Below are 19,709 nucleotides of genomic sequence, written 5' to 3'. Positions count from 1 at the left end.
TATATGAAAAAAATAGTAACTATCTTATTGTTGATAGGCGTATCTTTAAGTGTTTTTGCTGGACCAACATGCACCAGTGGAGAAGATAAATCGAATTGGATACCTAAAGGGCAGTTCAAGCAAAACTTAAAAGATCAGGGCTATACAGTAAAAATATTTGAAGAAAGCTCACATGGTTGTTATGAAATCTATGGTTACGATAAAAATGGTCAAAAAGTAGAGATATATTTTCATCCTGTGACTGGAGAAATAGTTAAACAGAACAATAAAAATTAAAGGAGAACCTCATGTCAAAGCAAGAGTACATTTGGGACCCTGTTATAAGAATTTTTCATTGGTCAGTTGCTGTTGCTTTCTTGATGAACTTTATTGTTCTTGAAGAGGGCGAAACTGCTCATCGATGGGTAGGATATTATGTATTGTTCTGTTTATTGATGCGATTTATTTGGGGTTTTTGTGGCCCTAAAAATGCTCGATTTAAAGACTTTTTTCCAACATTTTCAGGTATTAAACATCATTTAAAATTAATTAGAAAAATGAAATTTGAGAAAAGTGATGGTCACAATGCCTTAGGTGGTCTTATGATCTTTTTTTTATTATTTGGACTTTTATTAACTAGTTTATCTGGATGGATGATGGGGCTTGATTTATTCTGGGGGGAAAAGTGGGTTAAAGAGGTGCATGAATTTATGTCAGGTACAGTGATGACGCTTGTTGTTTTACATGTTGTGGTGGTTGTGACGGTAAGCTCTATTGGCCCTTCTAACCTTATTAAGCAAATGATTACAGGGTATAAAAGCAATCGTTCTTAAGGTGTTAGAATCGAATTTATTTTTAGATTCCGGCTTTCTTTATTGAAAGCCAGAGTCATTATTCGATGTCATTGACTGATGCTAACTATGTATTTTAGATGACTTATGTCATTTTATGTTTAGGAAGAGATACAACAAATACATTCGTATTATCATTTTCTTCGAGTGTTAAGCTGCCATCATGATTTTTAGCAATATAGTGAGCAATTGACATACCTAAGCCTGCGCCATCGCCTTTACCACTATCCGCTCTGTAAAATTTTTCAAAGATACGTTCTCGCACGTTATCTCGTATTTTTTCGCCATCATCAATAATATACACATGTATCTCATTGCTATTAGGCATATTATCTTTATGATTTGGTATTTTCATTGTGATGGTAATATTACTTTTGAACCCAGAATAACGTATTGCATTGTCAACTAAATTGGTAAATAAAATAGCTAATAATGTAGCGTTTCCTGTCAAGTTATAGTCTTCAATAGGCTCCAATGAAACGGTTTGTTTTTGCTGTAAAGCAAGTGGAATTAACTGAGCAATAACGTCTCTTAATAGCGTTGTTAAATTGATCGATGTTTTTTCTAGAGTGTGGCCCGCTTCAATTCTAGAGTGTATTAATAGTTGTTGAATCAGTCTATCTGTTCTATTTATACCACTAATTATATTATTGAGATCACTACGTTGTTCGACTATATCATCAGTTCTTAAGGCATTTTCTGCGTTCAGTCTCAGGATTGCTAATGGTGTTTTTAATTCGTGTGCTGCTGTTCTAGTAAATCTTTTCTCTCGTTCCCATGCACTATTTAATTGTTCTAATAAGTAGTTAAGTTGCTTAACTAGTGGGTTTAATTCAAGAGTGGGTTGATCAATAACAAGAGGTTCTAAATAATTAATATTTCTTAAGGCAACGGCATTTTGTAATTCTGTAATAGGTTTCAAAAATTTGTTGACTAGGCCAAGTGTAACGATGAACAAAGCAGGAATTAATAACAGTTGAGGGAGACTAGTAGAAAGTGCTATTTCTGTTATTACTTCGTTTCGTATTGATTGTTTCTCTGCTAATAAGATATAAAGATCTGAATATTCTGGATTAGGAATGTTAAGTTGAAAGAAACGCCATTTTTCGTTTTCAATTTCAAGTTCTCCAAATCCAGGTGCATTATTACTCATTAGCTCGTCTTTAGGGGCATTAGGAGATTTGAAAATGAGATGCTTACCTTTATAAAATTGAACAATGAAATTTTCTTCATAAGGGTGCCCTAGACTGGTTTCTTCATCGTCACTATTAGCCATCTTTTGCATTGCTTTAAACCATTGCTCATAAAGTGCGTCTCGTTCAGTTGAAGACGTATTCACAATGTTAGGCATTGTTAAAGCAAGTATCTTGGCTGATTGACTAAGACGAGCATCGTACACTTCTTTAATTTCATGTTTAGTTTCACCCACAATAAATACCCAAGAAATTAAAATCAGTAACGAAGTGGCGCTGATAATGCCTACAATGAGTTTTTTCTTGATAGATATTAATTCTTTATTTTTCAATGAGATAACCAACTCCTCTGATATTCTTAATTAGATTGCTATCAATTTTTTTTCGTAAATTATAGATGTGTACTTCAATTGCGTTATCACTGGCCATATCATCCCAGCCGTGGAGTGCTTGTTGTAAGTGTTCTTTACTTAACACTCTTCCAATTTTTGTTACAAAGGTTATCAGTAGTTTAAACTCAATATTGGTTAGCTTAACCTCTTTTCCATTATAACTAACCTGCGTATTAGCAAGGCATATTTTTAATGGGCCAATCTCTATGTCAGATTCAGTGTTTCCAGATATGCGCCTTACTAACACACGTAAACGAGCCAGTAATTCTGCAAGGGCAAAAGGTTTAGTAAGGTAATCATCAGCACCACCATCCAGACCTTTAACTCTGTCATCTATATCATCTCGCGCAGTTAGAATTAAAACAGGTAAGGAGTGGCCTGCTTTACGGATTTTACGTAATAAATCTAAACCATCACAATCAGGTAGCGTTAAATCTAAAATGACAGCCATCACATTTTCATTTTTTAGCGTGGTGACAACTCCTTCGCCTAGTTGAACCCAATCAACCGTGTAACCATGACGAGTTAGTGAGGTAACCATAGATTCGCCAAGTAATTGATCATCTTCAACGAGTAGAAGGCGCATTAGTTATAGTTCCTGTAGTTTGCTAGAAATTTCATTTAAACGGCCTTTATCTGCAAGAGGGCGGTTAGCTCGAGCTGGTGCATTCTGTGCTTTTTTAAAGTATTGAATTGCTTTTTTACTTTCACCATTTTCTTTTAGAAAATCGGCATAAAAATAGTTAGAATCTATACCATTCGGATTGATTTCAAGTGCTTTTTTAAGCATCTCTTCTGCTTTATCATCATCTCCAAAACCTATTGGCCAGCCTGGAACTTGATAATATAAAGAACCTAAACTAGTAAATGCAGAACCATCTAATATGGTTGGATCAGTTATAATGACTTCATCCAAAAGTACTTTTGCTTCTTTTACTAAAGATAATGCCCCTAACCCTCCTTTTGCACCTGCCAGTGTACTGGTATTAATTGCTAACCATACTTTAAGTTCATTGTTTGAAGGAGAAGCTAATAATGCATTTTTATTTATAATTATATTCTCTTTCAGGCAACTTATTTTATTTTCTTCATCTGTTATATTGTATTGGCAATTTGCCCATTCATGTTGAATATCGAGTAACGTTTCTGCTGCATTTTTTGCTAACGTAACATTACTATTTAATAAGAGTAAAAACGCGGCTAATGAGCTTGTAAAATTAATTTTCTTCATATGATGTCCTTTAAGGTTTATATATTATTTGCACGCTTAAGATGTTTAGCAATAGTATTTTTTTGTTTGTAGATAGAGCTGGTAACTAAGCTTGGGAATAGCTGATTAATACGTACAAATAGCTTTTCTGGCCAACCTATCCACGTTATTTTTTTTTCTGATTGAAGTGCTAATAACACCTGTTGAGCAACATACTGGGGTTGGTCTGTCGCATTACCGAGTGCTTTATTTAGTTTCATCACACGTTGATCATTTAACTCTGTGTCTGTGGCTCTCGGCGCAATAAATATCAGTTGTTGATCATTATCACTTAGCTCACGTTGCATCGCTTCTGTAAATCTATGCAAGCCAGCTTTTGTTGCACAATACGTCGCGTAACCTGGATAGCCAATTCCCGCGAATGTAGACCCTATATTCACAATAAAGCCTTTTGGTGAAAGCCACGAAAGGGCATATTTACTAAGCAGGATAGGAGCTGTTAAATTAAGTGCTATTTCTTGCTCGATAGACTTAGCAGTACGCTGTGTCAGGTAATCAAAAGTATTACTTCCAGCATTATTAATAACAACATCAATGTTAATACCTTCTTTTATGAGCTGTTGACACTCTTGATGTATCAATTCAATGCCTTCAGCACGGCTCAAATCGGCTTCGATATATAAGTAGTTACTTGTTTTTGGTAGCTGTTCAATCAACTGTTCTATTTTTTGTCGATTACGACCGACTAAAATAAGGTTGCAACCTGCCTCCACTAATGAAAGACAAAGCGCATAACCAATGCCACCTGTCGCACCAGTAATGAGAACTCGTTTATCTTTAAGATTCATCACTGCTCTCAATATTCTTATCGATGATTGAGGCACTTGGTAATGTCGCTAACATTTGACCATATAATGTAAAGACCATCTTCGCGCCATCAATGATCGCTTGTTGGTCATCTTTATCAGTGATTTGATTGACTATGGAAGCGAATAGTTTGATATGTTGTTGGTCGAGAGTGCTATGAGAGCTGAGGTAAGTCATTGCCGTATTTGGTAATTTAAGTGTTTTTTGAACTAATTCTGCTATTTGTCCACCCACATTTACACTCGTGCCTTCTAGCACCCAAACCATGCCCAGAAAAGCCATTGGATTTTTTCGATCAATTTGATGGTAAAGATATGCCACCATTAACTCTATACTGGTAGTCACTTTTCCTATTTCTTGATTATTTCGAGCTAATTCAGCATTAAATCCACAGGCAGTAAGATCATTTAATATCCATTCTTGGTGACCATTTTCTTCTTCTATATATTGAGCCAATGCCGACCGTAACCATTCATAATCATCATTTAAACGAGATCCACATGCCATTAAGAGTGGAACGGTATGTTTTACATGATGGTAAGCTTGAGTTAAAAATGCACAGTAAACGTTTAACGATATATTGCCTTTTTTACAAGCTTCAAAAATGGGTAATTGATACATTAATTGCTGTTCTTTTTCTGTTGCTTTCTGCAGTTGATCAAAAAAAATTGTCGATTGTGGCGTTTTATTTATCATTTTCTATTCCTTAATTAAAACTAAATTTACAGAGTCAGGAGAGGTGACTGAATCTTGTATGATAGGGTTAAATGTTTGATTAAAATGGCTGCGTATTGGGCGCCCATTTGAGGTCATTAGATGGTTGTTATTATTAAATGTAGGAATAGATAATAATGCACCTATATGTGCATAATCTGGGAGCATGCTATTAAGTTTTTTGATAGCGTTGATCTTTGACTCTAAAGCATGTCCTAGTTCTGGAACAACCGCCGTTAAAGCCGGCTGACCATCCCCCATGATGACAATACCTTGCAGCTCTGGATAACTTTGTGCTTCAGACTCAATCCATTCAGGTGAAATATTTCGGCCATAGCTGGTTATCAATAAATTGCTTTTTCTGCCTGTGATATGTAGATAGCCATCTTCGTCGAGAAAGCCAATATCGCCTGTACTGATGGTATCTTTACTGGCCTGTTGGCCTAAATAACAAAGCATGGATGATCCTGTTACTAAAATCTCCCCATCATTTTCTATTGTTACTTTACAGTGTGGTAATGGTTTACCGCTGCTACCAAATTTATTATTTAATGGAGAGTTTAGGCTCACGACTGAGCCACATTCGGATAGTCCATATCCTTCAAAAGCGGGTATACCTAATGATGCTGCTTGTTCCATTATGATAGGAGAAACACGAGCGCCACCGACAGCAACAAATTTAAGGCTTTCAATAAGCAATGGTTGTTTTGAGCCTATTTGTATTAACACCTGTAATAACATTGGCGTGAGGACTAAGCTTTGCGGGACTTCTTGCTGCAATATTTTACAAAAAGTAAGGGCATCAAAGTGACTGGAACCAGATAAACCAACTGCTTTACCACTAAAAATGACACTGCATAAACCAAGCTGTAGAGGGACATAAACACCTGAGATATTTTCAAGTAAGGTTGATAGAGGTAATAGTATTAAATGGCGTTGTGGTTTATTTTCAATATCATTAATGGTATTAACCAATGATTGAGTCACATTTTCTAGATGCTCAGCGCTTAAGCAGACACCTTTAGGAGTGCCTGTGGAGCCAGACGTAAATGTTATTTTGGCAGTTTTAGGAAATACAGAGAGGGTTTTGTTCTTATTTACAGTCTCTTTATTCTCAATATCTTTGTTTTCAATGTTTTTGTTTTCAATGCTTTTATTGTCAAGTTTATAACTGTCTAAAAATGCAAACTTTATCGGTTCTTTTGAAGTAAAGTTGGTCCAATCTCCGATAAGTAAGTCTATATTAGCGGTATCTAAAATATGTTGAACTTGTAGATGGCTAAAAAACATAGGGATTGGAATAAGTACTACATTAGCCAGTAAACTTGCTAAATCTATCATTATCCAATCAATGCTATTTTCTGCTCTTAAGGCAATGCATTGAACCTGTTTATCAATTATCTGCTGCTTAATTAAATTAACTTCCTCCCACAACTGTGAGTAAGATAACTCTACAGTGCCAATACTCCGAGCTGAAGAACCTCGAAGCGCTAATTTTTCAGGGTGCTTATCTGCAAACTTTTTAATATTATCAAACAATATACTCATGATGCTTTTACTCTAGATTTGCGTTCACTTAACTTTTCATAAAGGTTAATTAATTGATTTAATCCAACCTTTAAATTACCAGCAGAAACTCTAGGCGCGTTATGGTAATAGGTTCCCCAGCTTGTTTGCGTTTTTGATATATCATTTTCAGAGGCTTGGGATAATATGGTAGGGGTGAGCCCTAAATGAACCATCATTGCGTAAAGAGGATCGGTTGCAGTAAAAATACCCCATTCAAAACCTTCTTCTACAAGGTGTTTTGCAATCAACAGAAAATGTAATGGGGAAATGCCTTTAGAAAAACTGGCTAGTTGACCGAATTCGATTAAGTTTGAGCGCTTTATTGTTGTTGAAAATTGCTTCGCCATCATTGCTTCGGCTGTTTCTGGAAGGTATTGCTCTAAAAATAAAGGTGCTTGACTTGCAACTCGATAACCACAAACTGAGAGTAATTTGTGGTGACTGTAAATACAGAGAAATTGAGGCATAAATTCAGTAATATCTGCATTAAATGCAAGCTTATAACGGGATGCTACGTATTGCTCAACTTCATGACGCAGAGGATGAGATTGATGTACTACTTTTAAGTTAATGAGTTGCTTTAGTTTCATGTTTCTTCCCCTTTTAATATTAAATAAATTATAAAAGGTAAGACTTAAGAGAAGCTTAAGAAAAGAAAAATACTAACTGAGATTTGTAATTATATTTTTTATCCGTTTCAATCATTTTACTGTGTTGCGCAATATCGCTATTTTGTTGTTGTTCCGGATACGTTGAGACTTAACAAAAAAGATGCTGTCTTACGTATAGATAGTCAAAAATGGTCTCTCCTTTTTTATCCAATATTTTATTCAGTTCACCTCATAAAATATTGGATAAAAGAGGTGAAAATTAACTACCTTGCGATACTCCTTCATCGAATGAAAACGACAGACCTATTTCACTATTTATTCTGCAATAACGACTCTTAAATACCAGCCTATTAATCACATTAACGATTTGTCTCAAGATAACCTTTTAAAACATAACAACTTTTATTAATTTTAAATTAAATTTTTGTAACAATAACCATTGTTATATGTCCGTAATTAAATTGTGTTTATTTCCGAATAATTACGTGACTACTTGTGTGTATTCTAATTTCTTCAATCAGTTAAGTGGCCATGAAGGGCCTATGAAGTCGTATCAACACACAATTACGAGTAAAGGAATATATATGAATAATTTTTCGAAACTATCGGCAATTGCATTAATTGTCTCATCAACTATGGCAAATTTTGCCATATCTGAAGGGCTGGGTGATGAAGTTCAACCTTCACCTCCTTCTATAGGTACAGATATCCCTGTTACCTATTTTGGTCCACCTCCATCTTCAGTAGAGCCAGAGTTAATTGGTCCACTTCAATTGTTGAGGTCAGGTGTGTTAGATGTTGACGCAGGGACTATTACCTTGCCACTTTATGAAGGTCGACTAAAAGAAACTGGTGAATCAGTCTGGTATATCATTACCGATACTACCGATCCTGAAGTAGCCACAGCACTAGGTATAAATCATGCTGCTAAATTAGCTTTTGCGGATAATTCACGCTCTGCACGAATAGCAGAAACTGATGTAGATGGTACATTGATGTTTCACTGGGGATCAGTTGATTTTTCTCCAGTACATAGCGTGACGCCAGGTGAGCTACCTAATGCATTTCCGCCGATAGCTTTTCAACCAGGTTCTGTAGGCGATGAGTTATATTCTCCACTTGTTAAGATTATCAGTGCTGGAGATCATGTTTACAACGCACCTATGGTCGCTTTTAATACATCAGCAGAAGATTTAGATTTCTGTGATAGCACTCCTGATTACTCTTTAGTTCACGACAAAGTGGTACGAATTTGCCCTGAAGAAGGCACTGTTACCATGGCACTGACTCCAGGTTTTAGTTTTGCTAAACCTGTTTTATATATTTCAACTGAAACTAACGATCCATTACCCGCTGCGTTAGAAGGTGCAACTTATGCACCTGGTTTACGTGATGTTGCTGTAGGTGCGGATGATTCATTATTCAGTGCTGTAGAGCGAATTTTTGGATTTACGAATGGACCTGTAAATGTTCAAGATGGCATAGTCAATCCTCAACGACAAGGTTTTGAAAGTGCGCTAAGAGGTGAAGGTGGCCCTTTAAATGTATTAGGAGGCATACCAACAGTAGCGACTGACTATAGTCCACTTTGGGATCTCAATTTAGGCGAATGGACTCAAGAAGCGATAGATTCGGGGTATGTATCTCGATTAACCGAAGAGTTTCAAATTCTAGGTCTAGTAGAGCGTGGTTTTATCACTGGTCCTGGTGGCGCACCTTATGGGTCAACAGGATTTATTATTAATTGCCCTATAGTCCACCGCTTTTTATAGCCCGTACAGAATTTAACGAATTGAGGTTTACATTATGATATTTAATACGAAGAAATTATTGATAGTCACGTCGATATCGCTTGCTCTGACGGCTTGTGGAGATGATGGTTCTGATGGACAAGATTTTGTCACCGCTGCCCCTTCAGATATTACTATTGAGTTTGGTGGTCGTCTTGCTCAAGATTTTTTGGAAGAAACAGAGTTTTCCACTAACGTAAATGAACTTGTAGCAGGTACTCCAGCTGAGTTTGAAGCAGACGAAGATGATGTTAGGCCTGGGCCTCCATCTGTTGGCGCTGATATTCCAGTTACTTATTTTGGTCCTGCTCCATCTGACTCTAATCCTAATTTAATTGGTCCTGTTCAGTTATTAACAGCAGGGGTAGTGGATACTGAACAAGAAACAGCAACAGTAACGTTACCATTATACGAAGGTCTTCTTGCTTCAGGCGGACCTAAAGATGGCCAACGCTTTTGGTATATTGTTACTGATACATCAGACCCTGAAAATGCTGAAGCATTGGGATTAAATTTCAGTGCAAAACTAGCATTTACAGATGTTTCTGCTGCTGACAGTAATGGCTTCACACCATCAGCGGTTAGACGTGGTTACTATGATAATAACGGTGTATTAGTCACCGAAGGTGGTGCTGTTGATTTTTCTAGCGTAAGAAGTGTATCAACTAGTTCAACTGACACTTCTGGTACTAATAATTTATTAGATGTTTTGAATGCAACGCCTGGTGCTATCGGAACAGATAACGGTGATGAAGATGGTTTTTATAGTCCATTAGTAAAAATTGAAAATGCTAGAAATCATATCTACAACGCGCCTATGGTCTCTTTCAATACTGATGAAGCAGACTTGTCACCTTATTGTGATGGGATTTCTGAAGATGAAGAAGAAGCAGCAAGAGCAATTCTACATGATAGTGTTGTGAGTATTTGTCCTGGTGAAGATGGTGAACCTGGTACTGTTACAATGGAGTTAACATTAGGCTTTAGCTTTGGTCGTCCAGTATTATACCTTTCAACTGATACGTCTGCAGCTGGTCCTGCTGCACTAGAAGCGGCGATATATGCGCCAGCTCTAGCTAATATAGCTGTTGGTGCTGATGATTCTCTGTTTAGTGGAGTTGAGCGTATATTTGGTTTTACCAATGGTCCTGTTAATGTAAACGGTGAAGTTAATCCTCAACGTCAAGGCTTTAATAGCGCATTAAGCGGAGAAGGTTTGCCATTAAATGTGTTGGGTGGTATTCCAACTGTTGCAACAGATTACAGTCCACTTTGGGACCTTAATTTAGGCGAATGGACTGAAGAGGCTATAGATAATGGATATCGCTCTCGATTAACTGAAGAGTTTTCTATTTTAGGTATGGTTGAGCGTGGCTTTTTAACAGGCCCGGGCGGCTCTACTTATGGCTCTAGTGGAGTCATTATAAACTGTCCAATAGTACAAAGACTACTTTAATTATGGGCTTATGAACCCTGTAAAAAGGTGTTGTAAAATAAGTTAAAAATAAAGTATTCATTTGAAAGGCTGAACATTGGTTCAGCCTTTTTTTATGGATAAAATAACTTCAATATAACGTCAGAATAAATTCGTAAATTAAATCTAAATTTCAAATTAATAAATTGATGACTGATAGTCAGGATAAAGCAAACATGCAAGTGGTAAAATATTATCGATACCACGATTAATTACTATTAAAAAACATTTACAAATTAATGTAATGATTAATAAAAAATTAATAATCTATTTGAGCTCAAATAAATGTAAGCCACTACATTTTATTTAAATAAACGGGCTGATAATCAGATATTGTATAAGCTTGCTGATCAGTTTTCGATTATTGGGTGTATATGAATGCGTTCTTAAATATATTGCTATATCGCCATCGTCGATTTGAAGGAGAAACGTATTTTAGAAATAAACTTCCTTTGATGATCATTATTAGTGCATTTTTTTCAATGTTTATAGCTGATACATTTTATTCTTTTTTAATGACAACTGCGGTGTTTATATTTATAGATATGGCCTTCGCTTTTGGTGCATGGCTTTATTATAAAACTGATTTATAAAAGTTTTCAGTAGATAGAGCATGGTTAATTAATTAAACGAATCCAAAGCAGCAGGGGGTTGCTACGGGATAAATTGTGTATTTAAAATTAGATTAGTAGCGTTTGGAGAGTAGAGAGAAGGCATTATAGCTGATACATCTGTGTGCACACTTATTGTTTATGAGCTTCCCTTTGAATTTTTGAATGTATTGATGATGATTTTATTGAAAGCTTTCCTTGGCTAATTTATGGGGGAGTTCCAATTTAATTGAGTTTATATTTTCAACATTAGAAATCACCCATTCAAAAGTATTTGTAGATAGTTATTTAGCTTGGACTTCAAGTCAAGATGCAACATCATGTCAATAGTTAGCCCTTATTGATGGTTGCAATGCAAAGTTGGTTTTCAAGCTAAATGCCCAGTGAGGAAGCAGTAAAGTAAATGTCTTTGTTGTTAGAAAAACGTTAATTTAACTCATTAGATATCCCCCTTTCTACCTAGAAACTGTTCGTTTTAATGCTTGCTGAATGTTTTATCTTGAATAGTAGGATAATTTCATCAAATACTTTGGTTGTAACTAAAGCTAGTGCAGATATCCTTAAAATGTTTAACTTAAATAATTGTGGTATCAATGGTGCTACAAAATAAAAAATGAAAAATGAAAATAAGTGTCGAACTAACTCTACCGGGTATTGTATTTCTACATAGTAAATAATGACTTTATACTAAAAAGACATTGATGCATCAGCTTTATTAGGGGCGTCTTGCTAATATGCCATTGATAACTCAATGATATTGATGCCTTATCTTTTTAATGCCAGTAACTTGTCAGCTTTAAAGACGAAACTTATAGGAAGTAACCAGATTATGTCAAACTACGAAAAACTTACCGCTCATTACCAAAGCATCAATCACTTTAATCATGCTCAATCTATGTTGGGTTGGGATGCCGCAGCTAACATGCCATCAGGTGGTAATGACGCCCGTTCTCAAGCTATGGCAGAATTATCGGTTCATATTCATCGTCTATCGACACAACCACAACTTGAAGAATGGTTTGGTGAGGCACAACAAGAGTCACTTAATTCAGAACAACAATCCAGTTTACGTGAAATGAAACGCCAATGGCAGCAAGCGACAATCGTCCCTGAGAAGTTGGTTCAAGCACAATCTATTGCAGGTTCAAAATGTGAACATGCGTGGCGTTCACAACGTCAAGAAAATGATTGGACAGGCTTTGAAAAAAACTGGAAAGAGGTTGTTAAGCTATCACGTGAAGAAGCAACAATTCGAGGTGAAGCATTAGGCCTTAGCCCTTACGACGCGATGCTGGATAAATATGAACCTGGCACAACTACCGCATCTCTTGATACTTTATTCTCAGATGTAAAAAGTTGGTTACCTGAATTAATTGAAAAAGTGTTGCAGAAGCAGCAATCACAATCGATCATTATGCCATCTGGTACTTTTTCAACTGCGAACCAAAAATCCCTTGGTTTAGAGACTATGAAGTTGTTGAAATTCGATTTTGACCATGGTCGATTAGATCAAAGTGTTCATCCATTCTGTGGCGGTGTTCCATCTGATGTCCGCATTACCACGCGATATGATGAGAAAGACTTTGTGCAAGCGTTAATGGGTATCGTCCACGAAACAGGGCACGCACGTTACGAACAAGGATTGCCAAAAGCATTTTCTGGGTTACCTGTTGGCGAAGCGCGCTCAATGGGCGTTCATGAATCTCAGTCACTTTTCTTTGAAATGCAGATTGGTCGCAGTAAACCCTTTATTACTCATTTATCACGCCTTTCTGCAAACGCATTTAATGCACACAAAGACCCAGTATTTGCAGAAGAGAACCTTTACAAGATTTATACTCAAGTTGAAAAAGGCTTTATTCGAGTGGATGCCGATGAACTCACTTATCCTGCTCATGTGATCATGCGTTATGAGATTGAGCGAGACTTAATTAATGGTGTTATCGAGCACACTGACGTGCCTGCACTGTGGGATGAAAAGATGAAAGCTTCGCTTGGCCTTTCCACCAAAGGTAATTACAAAAATGGCTGTATGCAAGATATCCACTGGACTGACGGTGCATTTGGTTATTTTCCTTCATATACATTAGGTGCGATGTATGCAGCACAATACAAAGCCACTATGCAAAATACCGTGGACATAGATGCAGCTATTCAAAGTGGTGATCTTAATCCTATCTTCCAATGGTTGAGCGATAATATTTGGTCACAAGCATCACTTCACACAACAGATGAATTAATTAAACGTGCAACAGGTGAAACGCTTAACGCTGCACACTTCAAAAAACATTTAGAAACACGTTATTTATAATTGCTTATATAATAGATAAATTAAGGCTAAGCAGAATTCTGTCTAGCCTTTTTTAATCTTTGTAAGGAAGTACTAAACAAACTTTATCAATAAAAGGAGCTAGGAATTTACATTCATTTCCGTATTTGAAATTTTCTATAGAGAGGTATAGAGAGAAAAGAAATACTGGTATAGCAAGTTCTGTTAAATGAACGCCAGACATTGTATTGTTCAGTCTTAGTATATTACTCAGTATTTTGATGTACTTTTAACGACAAAAAATGTCGTATAAGTCAATATCAGTCCCTTAATTTGTCATTTAAATATTAAATTTTTTCAATCTTCTGCTTGAATAGTAAATTAAACATAGCGTTTTAAATAGTCGGAACTGCAGATAACGTAAAGGCATACATTTAAAATTTGATATCAAACATACAGGATATCTATATGAGCAATCTCACCGTGTTGTAGTAAATTATTAACATAGGCTACTTTTTTATAAGTTTGTAATTTACTAATAAGGAAAGTAGTAGATTAGTTGTTGATTTATAAAGTAGTCATTTAATGCTATTAAGAAATACGTCTGTTTTCATATAGTCTTCAAGAGCAACAGAAAACTTTTTAATTGCTTTTAACTTGCTTGGTATCAGATTTCTGTTGGAAACTTGATAGCAAGAATATTCCGGAGGAGATACAGAAAGTTCTGATATTTTAACAGGATGAATTTTTTCAAACACGCGCGCTATCCAAATGGGAACGATTGCCCATTTTTCTTCTAAATCAAACATGGTGAATAATAACGAAACGGTATCAACGCTAGAATATTCATTTTGATCATATTCCCACCAAAAATTATGCCAAATTTCATACTCTGGTATGTAAGAAAACAGTATTTCATTTGATGTTTTTAAATCATTAGGATGGACTATTTCAGGGTATTTTGATGATTTTGAAGAAATGACCACTCCTCTAGATTTAAATAAAGGCTTGGCAATGGCATTCGGGTATTTTAATGAATTAAGGGTCAGTCCTATATCAATATCATGACTTTCAATTAGGTCATAAATCGTTTTACTCCAGTGAGAACTAACATTCAAAGAAATAGCATTATTACTATTTATAAGATCCTTATAAAGTCTTGAAAAAACACAAGTATTTAAGCTATCAATGCTTGCTACTTTTAAATTCATTTTCGATTCTTGAAGTGTCCAAAGCTTAGTTTCGTTCCAAAGGTTTTTCCAGCGAGTCGCTATTTCAATAAATTCTTCACCTTTCAGCGTTAGACTGACAAGCTTTTCTCCTCGCGCTCTTATCAATAGTTTACAACCTAGTTTTTCTTCTAAATTGCGGATGCGATGGCTAACAGCTGACTGTGAAATAAACAGATTTTTAGCCGCGATAGAAAGGTTTTTTGTCTGAGTGATCACCAAAAAAGTTTCAACCTGCTCAAGATTCATCGTTCCACCTAAATGTTAAATATCAAAAACTAAACATTAAAATATTTAATATATAAGTTCAATATAATTCATTATTTTAATAATTTTAAAGCTGTTAGGTTAAATGCTCATCAGGTTTTGAGCGTATAGCCAACAATTTCAGAATTTAATTGTTGTATCAAATTCGAAGGAGCTGTCTTGAGAGAAAAGTGTCGAAGGGATAAAAATTAAGTTTCTCTTTTTGAAATAAAGAACCTTATGTATTTGAGTTAGGTTGAAGTGTTAGCACTGAAAACCGATTAGTGATGACAGAATAAGAATTACTGAATAATTGAATAAGGTATTGATGACGTTAAGGATATTTCTACCACTTATCTAATGGTAGAGAAACAAGTCAAAATACTTTTTAAATATTTATATTCAATGAGTTAAAAGGAAGATTTGAATGAGTTACAACGAACAACAAGGTGAATTTTTTAGTGACTCACTGGTAAAAGAGATCAAAGACAAATTTTATCATGTCGATATAGATCCAATTACGAATAAAAAAAGATTATTTTACGATAACTCAGGTGGCGCTTTTAGACTTAAAGCTGCCAGTGAAACATTCAGAAAATTAGACGAGTTACCCGATTGTCCAGAGCATGGTAATGAGACCGCTAAGTGGCTTATGGATATACAAAAGGAGGGTTATCAATCAATTGAAACAATGCTGAATATTGATTCTGGAAGTATCGTTACATCCCTTACTGCATCAATGGTTATGTTCGATATGGTGAGAGCGGTAATGGAGAACGTGCGAGGAAGCAACGTTGTTACCACTATGTTAGAGCATCCATCTGCTTATGACGCGATGGTCTCTTATGCTGAAAAAACTGGAAAGGAGTTAAGAATAGCAAAAACAAACCCTTTGACGGGCGGTGTGGATGTTGAAGAAATTACAAAACTGATTGATGAAAATACTTGTTTACTGTGTTTTATGTATGCATCAAATGTTTCTGGTGCCTTGCTAGATGAAGAAAAAATAGTTGAACAAGCTAGAAAAATAAAACCAGATCTTTATATCGTCGCAGACGCCGTTCAGCATGCGCCCCATGGCATCATTGACGTCACTAAAGTACCTGTTGATGGAATAAACTTTGCTCCATATAAATTCTTTGGCCCTCGTGGTTTTGGCGTGGGTTATGTTTCTGAAAGACTTTCCAAAATACCCCACAATAAATTAATTGCTAAACCATCTCAATACTGGCAACTCGGAAGCCCTGCGCCTGCGCATTTTGCAGCACTCACAGAAGTTATTAATTATGTCTGTTGGATAGGGGAGCAGTATTGCTCTTCTGACAACAGAAGATCACTTTTTGTTGAAGGAATGAATCGAATCAAACTGCATGAAAGAGCCTTGATGAATGCGATGTTAGAAGGCACGGGAAAGGTAAAAGGTCTTAGGCATATAGAAGGTGTTCATGCTTATTTGGATTGTGATGATTTGACCAAAAAAGATTTTATCATGGCCATTGGCTTTGACAATTTAGAGTATAAAAAAGCAGTAGAAATGTACGAGGAAGCAGGCGTTATTACTTTTGAACGTCTTTTATCGAGCCCTTATTCATCAAGAATGCTTGAATCTTTTGGCTTAAAGGGGGCCATCCGCGTATCGCCTATTCATTGTCATAGTTTACAAGATATAGAAGAGTTTTTAAAAATAACCGAAACACTTTGTAGTCAATCACATAGTTAATATAACTATTAATTTAACCGTTAACATTAACATTTCAAGGAGTAGAAAATGGAAATAGACGTACCAAAAGAGAGCAAAAATAAAGAAACAGAGTTGGGGTTGTACCATTAGCTTTAGCGAATTTTGTTGTTGGTGAACATAAGTTATTTTATCGACATCAATGCCTAAATACATAAATAAATACATGCAATTTAAATGAATGGCTAACTCATTACTAATTTAGCCTCGTATATTCAACTAACATTATTTCAGTGCCTGTTTATGCTTAACTATTTTATGACACTTCCTTTATTTATGGTGAGTCGTGTTCACAAGCTAACTCTGTATTAATGACCAATGTTATTTTACTGAGTAACTTGTTGAAGATAGATAAGTAGGGATGAAACAGGAAAATATTGAAAACAAATTAAATAAAGGAATTAATATGTTTATTAAAAAACTAGCAATTACTGCAATTGCAGGCGCAACCTTAATGGCAACATCTGCTATGGCTCAAACAAAGCATGTTGTTATTGGTACCGGTGGTCAAACAGGTGTTTATTATCAGGTTGGTGGAGCAATTTGTCGTTTAGTTAATAAAGGAACAGCAAATCACGACATAAACTGTACGCATACTACAGGTGGCTCAGTAACTAATATTAATGGGCTGCGCTCCGGCAATCTTGATATGGGTGTTGCTCAGTCTGATTGGCAATTCCATGCTTATAACGGTACCGCGCCTGATCAATTCCCAGATGGGGCATATAAAGAGCTACGATCGGTTTTCTCTGTTTATCCAGAACCGTTCACTGTTGTTGCTCGCACTGACTCTGGTATCAAGACCTTTGCCGATCTGAAAGGTAAAAAAGTAAATGTCGGCAACCCGGGTTCTGGCTCACGTGGCACTATGGAAATCGTGATGGATAAAATGGGTTGGACAATGGATGATTTTGCCGTTGCATCTGAGCTTAAGTCATCAGAACAAGCTGCCGCTTTATGTGATGGTAAAGTAGATGCGATCATCTTCACTGCTGGACATCCAAATGGTTTTACACAAGAAGCAACGACTACTTGTGATGCTATTATCGTACCGGTAGATAATGCAGAGACACAGGCACTAGCTGCTGACAATCCTTATTATGCATTGACGACTATTCCTGGTGGCATGTACAAAGGTACGGATACAGATACAGTTACATTTGGTGTCGCTGCAACGTTCGTCAGTACAACAAACACAGATCCAGAAGTCGTGTACCAAATGGTTAAGGCTGTATTTGAAAACTTTAAACGTTTCAAAAAAATGCATCCTGCTTTTGCTAATCTAAAAGAGAGCGATATGATCAGTAAAAACCTATCTGCTCCATTACATGAAGGCGCAATACGTTATTACAAAGAAAAAGGCTGGATGTAATTAATTAAGTTACTGTTTTTTAAAGTAAATATACCTAAGCCTCTTCTCCGTGTCATTTGGTGAGGTGGTTGGGTATCAATACAGATAAAGCAGAACTAATTGATAGCTACTCAATAACTAATCAAGATAGACACCATTTAGTATTATCATTCACCATTCACTATAAGCAATTAACAATAAAAGCAATAGCTACGTCTGCCATCAAGAAACTTTAGGCTGAGTATCAACACCGTTGGCAAAATAATACTGCTTAATACAACATAATAAGTACGATTAAAATTTCATTTTTGACTAAGAGAAAGTCATTACAGAACCACTTTACTTTCAATTAAAACGGCACCATCACCGAGTGTAGCGAGCTTATCGTTTTCGTTGTATAACGGACAAGCATCCATCGATAAACAACCGCAGCCAATGCAACCTGTTAAGTAGTCACGTAACTTTTGCATACTCTCAATGCGTTGATTTAAGCTTTCTTTCCAATGCATCGACAAACGTTGCCAATCTTTCTGGTTTGGGGCTGTTTTGCCCTGTAATGTATCTAATTGTTCTTTAATCTCCGATAGTGTTATTCCCATCTTTTGTGCCGCTTTAATGAGTGATACACGACGTAGTACTTGTCTGTTATAACGGCGTTGGTTACCAATATTACGAGTACTTTTAATAAGCCCTTTGTTTTCATAAAAATGTAACGTAGACACTTTTACACCACAACGTTTAGCCACTGCACCTACAGTTAGGGCATCTTCATGTACTAGTTTTTTATCCATTTTGTGCTCACTTCGTTCATTATTGTATTCATTATTCGGCGTTGAATTTAAATAACTAGTCCACCCGAAGATTGAAGTTCTGAAAGCACTTGATGCTTATACCAAGCACTTAGTTAATGTAATCAGTATTAAAACGATATCTCTATTTTAACATTATATTAATTAGGCCTTGACCTCAAGTTAGGTTGAGGATTTATAGTGTATGAAACTCAATACCTTTATGGAGAAAATCATGTACTTAGAACACTTAAATTTAACGGTTAGTAATATAGAAGAAATATTAAAATTTTACCGCGTTGCATTTCCTAATTGGTATGTAAGGGGAGAAGGTGACCAAATTTGGAATGGTAAGCCCCGAAAGTGGTTACATTTTGGTGATGATAATCAATACCTGACATTTTGTGATGATGGTGAAGGAAGTAATCGTGATTTAAGTGGCCACCAAGTTGGATTAGCCCACTTTGCATTTGTCGTGACTAATTTAGATGCTATGCAAGCACGTTTATTAAAAGCGGGCTTTAAACAAGCGAAGGATGGTGCAGGAGAACCTTATCGCTCGAACTTATATTATTTGGATCCTAATGGATTTGAAGTGGAGTTTGTGGAATACCACAGTGACTTGAATGAACAACGAAATGCGTATGCATCATAACAATTAGGTTAAAATAAAAGTTAAAATAAAAGTAAAAATACATTGCATTGAATTGTAATTATTTATGGTTCGATGGAGACTGCAATAAAACCGTGTAGATCATCAAGAGCATTAACGCTGCATTGAGCTAAGTAGCACAATGCAGCGTTAATTAAGCAATGTTAAAATGCAG

The 19,709-nt window shown here is 36.0% G+C and carries 18 protein-coding genes; 9 read left to right on the top strand and 9 right to left on the bottom strand.

Annotated elements, in window-relative coordinates:
* Positions 1 to 3: 3 nt before the first annotated feature.
* Together GQR59_RS08710 and GQR59_RS08705 are read left to right on the top strand one after the other, a co-directional pair.
* Positions 4 to 276, top strand: coding sequence for a PepSY domain-containing protein (locus GQR59_RS08710; RefSeq protein ID WP_160061679.1), 273 nt, complete (start codon positions 4 to 6; stop codon positions 274 to 276).
* An 11-nt stretch (positions 277 to 287) separates the two neighbouring features.
* Positions 288 to 812, top strand: a complete 525-nt coding sequence (locus GQR59_RS08705; RefSeq protein ID WP_160061677.1) for a cytochrome b/b6 domain-containing protein — start codon at positions 288 to 290, stop codon at positions 810 to 812.
* 103 nt (positions 813 to 915) lie between these two features.
* On the opposite strand, the gene GQR59_RS08700 is transcribed toward GQR59_RS08705, so the two are convergent.
* Genes GQR59_RS08700 through GQR59_RS08670 form a run of 7 tightly spaced genes read right to left on the bottom strand, consistent with a single transcriptional unit; the run spans position 916 to position 7,365 of the window.
* The gene (locus GQR59_RS08700; RefSeq protein ID WP_236546695.1) at positions 916 to 2,355 is read right to left on the bottom strand and encodes an ATP-binding protein; all 1,440 of its coding nucleotides are present in this window, start codon (positions 2,353 to 2,355) and stop codon (positions 916 to 918) included.
* A complete protein-coding gene (locus GQR59_RS08695; RefSeq protein WP_160061675.1) occupies positions 2,345 to 3,001 on the bottom strand; it encodes a response regulator in 657 nt (218 codons plus the stop codon). The genes GQR59_RS08700 and GQR59_RS08695 overlap by 11 nt, the downstream gene beginning before the upstream one ends.
* A 3-nt stretch (positions 3,002 to 3,004) precedes the next feature.
* Positions 3,005 to 3,646 carry a tetratricopeptide repeat protein gene (locus tag GQR59_RS08690; RefSeq protein ID WP_160061673.1) on the bottom strand — a complete coding sequence of 214 codons (642 nt, stop codon included), beginning with the start codon at positions 3,644 to 3,646 and terminating at the stop codon, positions 3,005 to 3,007.
* A gap of 17 nt (positions 3,647 to 3,663) precedes the next feature.
* Positions 3,664 to 4,473 (bottom strand): SDR family oxidoreductase, encoded by an 810-nt coding sequence (locus GQR59_RS08685; protein ID WP_160061671.1) that lies wholly within the window; start codon positions 4,471 to 4,473, stop codon positions 3,664 to 3,666.
* Complete coding sequence (locus GQR59_RS08680; RefSeq protein WP_160061669.1) at positions 4,463 to 5,188, bottom strand: TenA family transcriptional regulator; 726 nt, start codon at positions 5,186 to 5,188, stop codon at positions 4,463 to 4,465. Before GQR59_RS08680 ends, GQR59_RS08685 begins: the two co-directional genes overlap by 11 nt.
* Before the next feature lie 3 nt (positions 5,189 to 5,191).
* Positions 5,192 to 6,754: an AMP-binding protein gene (locus GQR59_RS08675; RefSeq protein WP_160061667.1), complete on the bottom strand. Its 1,563-nt coding sequence runs from the start codon at positions 6,752 to 6,754 to the stop codon at positions 5,192 to 5,194.
* Positions 6,751 to 7,365: a thermostable hemolysin gene (locus tag GQR59_RS08670; protein WP_160061665.1), complete on the bottom strand. Its 615-nt coding sequence runs from the start codon at positions 7,363 to 7,365 to the stop codon at positions 6,751 to 6,753. Before GQR59_RS08670 ends, GQR59_RS08675 begins: the two co-directional genes overlap by 4 nt.
* Before the next feature lie 605 nt (positions 7,366 to 7,970).
* Between GQR59_RS08670 and GQR59_RS08665 the strand changes: the two genes are divergently transcribed.
* From GQR59_RS08665 to GQR59_RS08650, 4 genes are all read left to right on the top strand, one after another.
* Positions 7,971 to 9,158: a DUF7482 domain-containing protein gene (locus tag GQR59_RS08665; protein ID WP_160061663.1), complete on the top strand. Its 1,188-nt coding sequence runs from the start codon at positions 7,971 to 7,973 to the stop codon at positions 9,156 to 9,158.
* A 34-nt stretch (positions 9,159 to 9,192) separates the two neighbouring features.
* Entirely contained in the window at positions 9,193 to 10,632 is a 1,440-nt protein-coding gene (locus tag GQR59_RS08660; RefSeq protein WP_160061661.1) for a DUF7482 domain-containing protein, read from the top strand.
* A gap of 392 nt (positions 10,633 to 11,024) precedes the next feature.
* Positions 11,025 to 11,243, top strand: coding sequence for a hypothetical protein (locus GQR59_RS08655; RefSeq protein WP_160061659.1), 219 nt, complete (start codon positions 11,025 to 11,027; stop codon positions 11,241 to 11,243).
* 847 nt (positions 11,244 to 12,090) lie between these two features.
* Positions 12,091 to 13,572: a carboxypeptidase M32 gene (locus GQR59_RS08650; RefSeq protein WP_160061657.1), complete on the top strand. Its 1,482-nt coding sequence runs from the start codon at positions 12,091 to 12,093 to the stop codon at positions 13,570 to 13,572.
* Positions 13,573 to 14,108: 536 nt separating this feature from the next.
* Here the strand turns inward: GQR59_RS08650 and GQR59_RS08645 are convergent.
* Positions 14,109 to 15,008, bottom strand: a complete 900-nt coding sequence (locus tag GQR59_RS08645; RefSeq protein ID WP_160061655.1) for a LysR family transcriptional regulator — start codon at positions 15,006 to 15,008, stop codon at positions 14,109 to 14,111.
* Positions 15,009 to 15,432: 424 nt separating this feature from the next.
* On the opposite strand from GQR59_RS08645, the gene GQR59_RS08640 reads away from it, so the two are divergent.
* Positions 15,433 to 16,725, top strand: coding sequence for an aminotransferase class V-fold PLP-dependent enzyme (locus GQR59_RS08640; protein ID WP_160061653.1), 1,293 nt, complete (start codon positions 15,433 to 15,435; stop codon positions 16,723 to 16,725).
* Positions 16,726 to 17,149: 424 nt separating this feature from the next.
* A complete protein-coding gene (locus GQR59_RS08635; RefSeq protein WP_160061651.1) occupies positions 17,150 to 18,115 on the top strand; it encodes a TAXI family TRAP transporter solute-binding subunit in 966 nt (321 codons plus the stop codon).
* Between the two features lie 305 nt (positions 18,116 to 18,420).
* On the opposite strand, the gene soxR is transcribed toward GQR59_RS08635, so the two are convergent.
* Complete coding sequence (gene soxR, locus GQR59_RS08630; protein ID WP_160061649.1) at positions 18,421 to 18,885, bottom strand: redox-sensitive transcriptional activator SoxR; 465 nt, start codon at positions 18,883 to 18,885, stop codon at positions 18,421 to 18,423.
* Between the two features lie 229 nt (positions 18,886 to 19,114).
* Here soxR and GQR59_RS08625 point away from each other — a divergent pair, with 229 nt between their 5' ends.
* A complete protein-coding gene (locus GQR59_RS08625) occupies positions 19,115 to 19,537 on the top strand; it encodes a VOC family protein (RefSeq protein ID WP_160062518.1) in 423 nt (140 codons plus the stop codon).
* Positions 19,538 to 19,709 lie beyond the last annotated feature (172 nt).

The organism is Psychromonas sp. L1A2 (assembly GCF_009828855.1).
GTDB lineage: Bacteria > Pseudomonadota > Gammaproteobacteria > Enterobacterales > Psychromonadaceae > Psychromonas.
Note: the sequence above shows the minus strand (reverse complement) of the source record. Positions and strands in the feature narration are given on the sequence as shown.

What these genes read in the sequence shown, in the direction of transcription:
- GQR59_RS08710 (WP_160061679.1), top strand. Translation starts at nt 4, where the DNA reads ATGAAAAAAATAGTAACTATCTTATTGTTGATAGGCGTATCTTTAAGT.
- GQR59_RS08705 (WP_160061677.1), top strand. Translation starts at nt 288, where the DNA reads ATGTCAAAGCAAGAGTACATTTGGGACCCTGTTATAAGAATTTTTCAT.
- GQR59_RS08695 (WP_160061675.1), bottom strand. Translation starts at nt 3,001, where the DNA reads ATGCGCCTTCTACTCGTTGAAGATGATCAATTACTTGGCGAATCTATG.
- GQR59_RS08690 (WP_160061673.1), bottom strand. Translation starts at nt 3,646, where the DNA reads ATGAAGAAAATTAATTTTACAAGCTCATTAGCCGCGTTTTTACTCTTA.
- GQR59_RS08685 (WP_160061671.1), bottom strand. Translation starts at nt 4,473, where the DNA reads ATGAATCTTAAAGATAAACGAGTTCTCATTACTGGTGCGACAGGTGGC.
- GQR59_RS08680 (WP_160061669.1), bottom strand. Translation starts at nt 5,188, where the DNA reads ATGATAAATAAAACGCCACAATCGACAATTTTTTTTGATCAACTGCAG.
- GQR59_RS08675 (WP_160061667.1), bottom strand. Translation starts at nt 6,754, where the DNA reads ATGAGTATATTGTTTGATAATATTAAAAAGTTTGCAGATAAGCACCCT.
- GQR59_RS08670 (WP_160061665.1), bottom strand. Translation starts at nt 7,365, where the DNA reads ATGAAACTAAAGCAACTCATTAACTTAAAAGTAGTACATCAATCTCAT.
- GQR59_RS08665 (WP_160061663.1), top strand. Translation starts at nt 7,971, where the DNA reads ATGAATAATTTTTCGAAACTATCGGCAATTGCATTAATTGTCTCATCA.
- GQR59_RS08660 (WP_160061661.1), top strand. Translation starts at nt 9,193, where the DNA reads ATGATATTTAATACGAAGAAATTATTGATAGTCACGTCGATATCGCTT.
- GQR59_RS08655 (WP_160061659.1), top strand. Translation starts at nt 11,025, where the DNA reads ATGAATGCGTTCTTAAATATATTGCTATATCGCCATCGTCGATTTGAA.
- GQR59_RS08650 (WP_160061657.1), top strand. Translation starts at nt 12,091, where the DNA reads ATGTCAAACTACGAAAAACTTACCGCTCATTACCAAAGCATCAATCAC.
- GQR59_RS08645 (WP_160061655.1), bottom strand. Translation starts at nt 15,008, where the DNA reads ATGAATCTTGAGCAGGTTGAAACTTTTTTGGTGATCACTCAGACAAAA.
- GQR59_RS08640 (WP_160061653.1), top strand. Translation starts at nt 15,433, where the DNA reads ATGAGTTACAACGAACAACAAGGTGAATTTTTTAGTGACTCACTGGTA.
- GQR59_RS08635 (WP_160061651.1), top strand. Translation starts at nt 17,150, where the DNA reads ATGTTTATTAAAAAACTAGCAATTACTGCAATTGCAGGCGCAACCTTA.
- soxR (WP_160061649.1), bottom strand. Translation starts at nt 18,885, where the DNA reads ATGGATAAAAAACTAGTACATGAAGATGCCCTAACTGTAGGTGCAGTG.